Annotated in this window: 7 protein-coding genes and 1 pseudogene; 1 reads left to right on the top strand and 7 read right to left on the bottom strand. The window is 46.7% G+C overall.

The window, feature by feature from the left end:
* Positions 1 to 24: 24 nt before the first annotated feature.
* From TU92_RS14520 to TU92_RS22475, 3 genes are all read right to left on the bottom strand, one after another.
* The gene (locus TU92_RS14520; RefSeq protein ID WP_244207812.1) at positions 25 to 2052 is read right to left on the bottom strand and encodes a toxin-antitoxin system YwqK family antitoxin; all 2028 of its coding nucleotides are present in this window, start codon (positions 2050 to 2052) and stop codon (positions 25 to 27) included.
* A gap of 214 nt (positions 2053 to 2266) precedes the next feature.
* Positions 2267 to 2470, bottom strand: coding sequence for a helix-turn-helix domain-containing protein (locus tag TU92_RS22470; RefSeq protein ID WP_345789227.1), 204 nt, complete (start codon positions 2468 to 2470; stop codon positions 2267 to 2269).
* Position 2471: 1 nt separating this feature from the next.
* The gene (locus tag TU92_RS22475) at positions 2472 to 2732 is read right to left on the bottom strand and encodes a hypothetical protein (protein WP_244207811.1); all 261 of its coding nucleotides are present in this window, start codon (positions 2730 to 2732) and stop codon (positions 2472 to 2474) included.
* Between the two features lie 90 nt (positions 2733 to 2822).
* Between TU92_RS22475 and TU92_RS14530 the strand changes: the two genes are divergently transcribed.
* Positions 2823 to 3197 (top strand): helix-turn-helix domain-containing protein, encoded by a 375-nt coding sequence (locus TU92_RS14530; protein WP_112167930.1) that lies wholly within the window; start codon positions 2823 to 2825, stop codon positions 3195 to 3197.
* 191 nt (positions 3198 to 3388) lie between these two features.
* Here the strand turns inward: TU92_RS14530 and TU92_RS14535 are convergent, their stop codons facing one another.
* The 4 genes and pseudogenes from TU92_RS14535 to TU92_RS22375 form a co-directional block, all read right to left on the bottom strand.
* The gene (locus TU92_RS14535) at positions 3389 to 4771 is read right to left on the bottom strand and encodes a hypothetical protein (protein ID WP_112167931.1); all 1383 of its coding nucleotides are present in this window, start codon (positions 4769 to 4771) and stop codon (positions 3389 to 3391) included.
* Entirely contained in the window at positions 4771 to 5028 is a 258-nt protein-coding gene (locus TU92_RS14540) for a PAAR domain-containing protein (RefSeq protein WP_112167932.1), read from the bottom strand. The genes TU92_RS14535 and TU92_RS14540 overlap by 1 nt, the downstream gene beginning before the upstream one ends.
* A 2-nt stretch (positions 5029 to 5030) precedes the next feature.
* Positions 5031 to 5747 carry a T6SS immunity protein Tli3 family protein gene (locus TU92_RS14545; protein ID WP_244207810.1) on the bottom strand — a complete coding sequence of 239 codons (717 nt, stop codon included), beginning with the start codon at positions 5745 to 5747 and terminating at the stop codon, positions 5031 to 5033.
* Between the two features lie 2 nt (positions 5748 to 5749).
* Positions 5750 to 6042, bottom strand: a pseudogene (locus tag TU92_RS22375) (T6SS immunity protein Tli3 family protein); the annotation flags it as partial.

Genomic DNA, 6042 nt, shown 5'->3' on the forward strand with positions numbered 1-6042 from the left:
TGAGAATTTCTCCTGTGTGGTACATCAGCTTTCATACTCCCATTTCGGGATGACGCAGCCTTTCGGGCCGGGCGCGGTCTGCTTACCGTTCTCATCGAAACGTGTTTCACAGGCTGTAGTCAGTCTGCCGTCTTTCCAGATGCCGCTGCTTTTGACCTTGCCATCCGGGTAATAACACGCGCTTTCGCCCTGACGCAGCGCGCCCTGATAATCTTTGTACTCTTTGCCATCGACCACTAAACGGCTGAATCCCTTAGCGCGACTAATGCACTGCATCTGACCGTTAGGGTAATAGCTGATTTGGGTGTAGCTGTCGTCGGGGCCGATGCGTGTTTCATCCTGGCGCTGACCATTGGCGTACCAACTGTTATTGGTTTGCTGTCGGTTAAACAGATAATCGGCCTCGGTGAGCGGGGAGCCGTCAGGATTGAAGGTTTGCTGTTTGCCGCAGTAGCCGCGACCGCTTAGCGACAGAGGGCAGTAGTTGCGCTCGGTGATTTTGACTCCGGCCGCGGTAAATTCCTGCATCAGACCGACTTCATAGCCATGATCGAGGGTGGATACGGACTTCGGTTTGCCGTCGGGAAAATTGTAGACATTCAGGCCGTCGAGTTCGCCATTGCGGTACCCGCGGTCGGCGCGCACAGTGGTGCCATCGTCGTAATAGTCGATTTCACGGCCATCCAGTTTCCCCATCACATAGTCAGCCTGATAAATCCGTGTGCCGGCTGCGTTAAATTTCTGATACAGGCCGTCAGCAAGATTATCTTTGTAATGAATGATTTGCATCAGCTTACCGTTTTTGTCACTCCAGCGCAGTTCACCCTGTTTTACGCCCGCGACCAGTTCGACCTGCTGAATCTCGCCGTCACCCGTCTTTAGCTTCCACATACCGTTAGCCACGCCTTTCACGAACCGGCCTTCGCCGTTTTCAGTGATCCACATGCCTTCGGGCTGGTCATCGACATAATCGCCCTTCGAACGCAACACGCCCGCCAGACGGCGCTCGCTCGGACCCTGGCGTTGACCATTCTGGTACGTATCGAAACCGCTCAGCTCAGGGGTTTCGCCATCCATGCCGTCGGTTATCTCCCAGCGGCCTTCGCGCTCATCGTTTTTCATCAAGCCCGTCGACGTTTCTTGCTGATCGCTGAGAGTCCACTGACCTTGCTGATGTCCCGCGACATAGTTGCCGGAACTGGCAAAGTTCTCGCCGACGGTCACCCATTTCCCGCTGGGAATGCCTTTTTGGAAAAATCCTTTCACTAAACCATATTGCTTCGAGTAATAGACATAGGGTCCATTCTCGCTGCCGCTAAATTTACTGGGATCGGCTTGCCAGCTGATGGCGGTAACACGAAATTCAGGTTTGTCGCTGTCTTCCTCACGCCGGTAAGTCGCGGTGAGAAATAAGCCCTCTTTTTCGGCAAACGTTTTTTTATAAGCGTAGACGCTGTCTGCGGGCTGTTTCGCCGCAGTGGAAGGCGTGCCATCGTCAAGATACCAGCCGACAACTTTGCCCTGGGTAAAGTCGATATTATCGAAATCGGGGTTGCCGAACGTAGGGTATTCCGCGCTGTAGTCATAAGGTGGAAGCTGGCCGAGGGCGCGTTTTATCAGCGTGGCATTGAGGTCTTTGTTGTTCCGTACCAACTTATCGAGGACCGGTTGTAAACTCTGAACCGGAATATAGCTGCCGTCATCTTCAATATAACGCCAGCTGCGCAGGGCGAACTTGCCGTGACTTTTACTCAGCACCAGCGTGACCTGACCTGCCTTATCTACGTCGGCATAAAATACGGATTCGATGGTGGAGTCGGGGAAGGTACCGAGCAGGTGGGGAAGATGATCGACACTTTGGTCTTCTTCACTACAGAAGCAGTAATAGCCTTTTACGGCCTTATTTTCCTCAATAAAGACCAAAAGGGCGCTGCTGTAGCGCGCGCCCGAGATTATCGGATGCGCCAGCGTTTTACCCTCGTAAAACGGAGGTGGCGTGTCGTTGGAAGCCGCAACAGTGTTGCTTGCCAACGCGCTCAAACTTAACAGCATTATGCCCAACAGTGACTTAATCGCTCTCATTCCCTGACCTGCTCATTTGAAAAAGTGCGCTTAGGTTACATGAAATGTTTCTGACGGTTAATTTTATGTTGAATCAATTCTTTGAGAACGTCCCGGCAACGGTCAGATTTCAAGGGCTCAGCCTTTTGTTACTGCATTTACAGCGACACGCCTGTGCGAATTACAGTGAGGGGCAGCACCTAATTTAGTATCGCAGCGGCAAGTGGGAAATTTCTTTCAGAATACCGTTATCTATCTTCACGTAGCCGCCCTGTTTTAATTGCGCCAACACTTTCATAATTGTGCTGCGCGACAATTGTGTTTTTAGTTGTATGTAATTTGCTGCAGCGATATTTTCGCGAATTTCCGCCGGTTCTTTTATCAGCTCAAGCAGCTGAAAACGCAGAATTTCATAGGAGGTGGGCGCTGTGAGCTGGACGTTTTTTTATGTAAAGCAGATTTGTCAATCGGGCAATGTGCTTGGAAAGATCTTCCCATAACCCGAGATTTTCGATTATTGCCTGCATATCATCAAACGCAGCGATGGCAATTTCCGATTCAACCTGCGTTTTTATATACATTTTTGCGTCTTCAGGGATGGCGCCGCCAATGCCGATAATACCTGGCAGAGAACAGGTGCCTATCAGCACTTCGTCGGCGTGATGATACAAACTGCACCAGCCTTTACGGATAAAATAACATTGCGGCTGACCGTCGATACGGATATACAGACGTTTCCCCGGTGGGATCAGTAGGAAGATTTGTTCATCCGTATTAATGATGGTTCAGAAGTGAGTTATCTGCCGCTTGAGGAAGCAAACAAAATTATTGAGCGGGAAAATTTGTGGAAAAATCTGGCCTGGATGTTAATTTACTCTGCAACGCGCGTTTATGATCACTGTGCAAAAATATCAGCGTTATCTTCCTATGAAATCATTTGTTATCAGTTATATGAACTGATGTATGAAACAGAAGAATTGAGAAATAGTATCAGCACCGTTTCCTATGTCATGAACCGTACGTTTCTTTCGCGTAGTAGCATTATGAAAATCCTGGCACAGTTGAAAACTGGTAATTATATCACCATGGAAAAATGGATATTGAAGGCGATAAATAACATTCCTTCGAGATATTAAGCCGTTTTGCTGTAAAGCACTGTCTGAGAGCGACATTAAAGCAGACGTCTCGATTTAGCGACTACAACTTTGGTGCGCATAATCATGATTATGTTAAATTGGGTGTTGTTTACGGCTAAGTTCTTCCGTGCAGTCATCCGTTGCTAATGATGGATGGGCAAGAACCACATCGAGGTGCTTTATGAGTATTTTTATTTTAAATTACGCATTTCATCCCACGCACGGTCGTTAGTTAACACTGTTAAAATGTACCCACCCCCCATAATAATTACTAGAACGGCTACTGCAATGAGTATTGAAAGCAATAAGGAAGGAAATTCACCGAATAATCCCAAACCAACAAATAGCGTAGACAATGTGAAGAAAGTTGCATAAATACCACTAAACATCGGTATGAAGTGGTCTTTCATCACGGGTTCTGAGGGTTCATTAGGCAGTTCTGGTGATATTTTTATCAAGCCAGCTTGGTTTCGGTCTGATGCTGCTAAAAGCTGTGCCCCTTGAGCATACATAACTGCATCAGATGCAGCAGCAAGTGCTAGCCATGCATAACCTTCCGACCTTTTCCCCAGTGATAATTCCAGTTCTAATCTGTTTTGTGCAGTTCTGCCATCATCTAATGCTTTCAACAAAGGGTATTTCTCAAGCCGAGATAAACCTGTGTGCCAGAGTGTTTTAGGAATTGAGTCAGTGCTATCTTCTATCTCTAAGTATACTGAAGTTGATTTGTTTATATCGCTACTATCTGTCATTGGTTGAAACAGATATACTGGGCGTTTATTATCTTGCTCTGTATAGTCACTACAGAAATAAAAGGCACTCGCTGTTTCCATAAATTCAGATTCTGTATCACTGGTTATATCGCATATAATCAACAGATGTCGATAGCGATAAGCTTGGTTAGAATCTGAAATCATCGTATTAATGAGGGAGTAATTCGGGCATTCATTCAACCCAATCATTTTACGATTCCCAGAGGCTTTAATATCAAATTTTGCGATTATTGAATTTATATCGTCTTCTGTAGACTCATCCCCTGCCCTAACCCAATAAGTGATATCAAAATCTGGGTATTTTTTTAAGGTTTCTGCCATTGGTGTCAAAAGCTGGCTCAATATTTGCTGTATGCGAGTCGCTTCAAATTCGTCGATACCAGTGGCTATCTTAACGGGGGTTTTAGGGGCTAGCGGAAATTCCCCCTCGAGTTTCAGCATTTTGAGCGCTAGATCATTGACGGGTGATACAAGAGACCATGCAGCGATTTTTAAGTGCTGACTTGCATAGCTTTTCAAGCTAAATTTTTGCCAGTCAGCAATTAATTTCTTTGATTCTTCAAGATGGTATTCGGCACTTACAAACATGCACAGAACTGAGATTACTGAAGTTACGATTAAAATAGGGAACACCACGGAATCAAATATAAATACCGCATCGACATGTTTTTTATCTGGCCATGTGCTGGCTCTTATCAATAGGCTGATTCCAATAACTACAATGTAAATTATTAGGAAAACCAACCAGGGCACTTTAAAGTCGCCCGCTCCCTTTTGAGGTGGGTATAATTTCCACACCATTAGGCTACTCCTGCTATGGTCAGAGTTGATCTCATGGCACACCCGCAAGCTGCCTTGCATCCATCTACAGCCACGCCCCGGTCGTTCATTGTCCACGAGTTGTGGCAACCGACGATTGGATAGGTACCTTGATGCAATTCACAGAATACGGTGTCCCCTTTCAGTGCTACAGGAATATCCATGAACGTAGACCCTGATGCAGAGATAACTTGGCCGCCATTCTCCAGTGGGTCATTTAAACGGATCACACCTAACATGACTATTTCCCTTTTCCGGCATTCATATCGCAACGCATATGGTCCCAGCCCTTATAATTCTTCACTTCAGGGACTTTATCAGGAAGACCCTGATAGTTCGTTTTGTACTGCGCAGTATCATGTTCCAACCCGCGTTTAGTTAAGTAAACTGACCCCCATGCCCACCCCGGAAACTGAGCTGTCAGGACATGTTGCGCACCGTCTTCGGTCGTAAATGGAATTCCCGGCCCACCGGGCTGAACTCTCGGATCTTCGAAGGGCTTTGAAGACATGTAGAGGCTTTTTTTGGTGATTAAAAAACCTTGGTCATTAACAACCGTGAAGGAAATCACATCATCCTGTGGTGGCGAATTGTCACCATTAGGCTCATTAGGGCCGGGGGAGGCAGCTACAGACTGCCATGTTTTCCCATAGTCTTTTGAAGCACTCAAGCCTCCGGGCCCGGTATGCCACCAAGGTACGGCAACATACTTTTCGGACGGATGTATATAAGTCTTGGTGAAGATCTGGTAGAACTGAGAACTAATCTGCGAGTGAATGCCTCTCTGGCTATCTGTATACCAGAGTGCCCCCTCGCAGTTATATCCAGTCAGTTCGAGAAAACGGTGGTCATCAAAACGATAAACAACCTGTGTGGGTGCCTGTTTGGCCTGACAACCTATAACAGTCAATGTCATCAACATGGCCGATATTTTAAAAAATCCATTTACGCTTTCCATCACTACTTCCCTTTTCCTGCATTCATATCGCAACGCATATGGTCCCAACCCTTGTAGTTATTCACCTCTGGCACCTTATCCGGCAGACCCTGCCAGTTGGTTTTGAGTATCTGAACAGTATCTACAAGGCCTCGTTTTGTTGAGTACACCATGCCCCATTTCCAACCATCAGAGCCGGGCTTAATTACTTGAACTTGGCCATCTTGCAGGATGTGTGGAATTCCCGGCCCACCGGGCAGAACTCTCGGGTCTTCGAAGGGCTTTGAAGACATGTAGTGTAGTGGCATAGTGAATT

The sequence above is a fragment of the Rahnella inusitata genome, assembly GCF_003263515.1.
In the GTDB taxonomy this organism is placed as follows: domain Bacteria; phylum Pseudomonadota; class Gammaproteobacteria; order Enterobacterales; family Enterobacteriaceae; genus Rahnella; species Rahnella inusitata.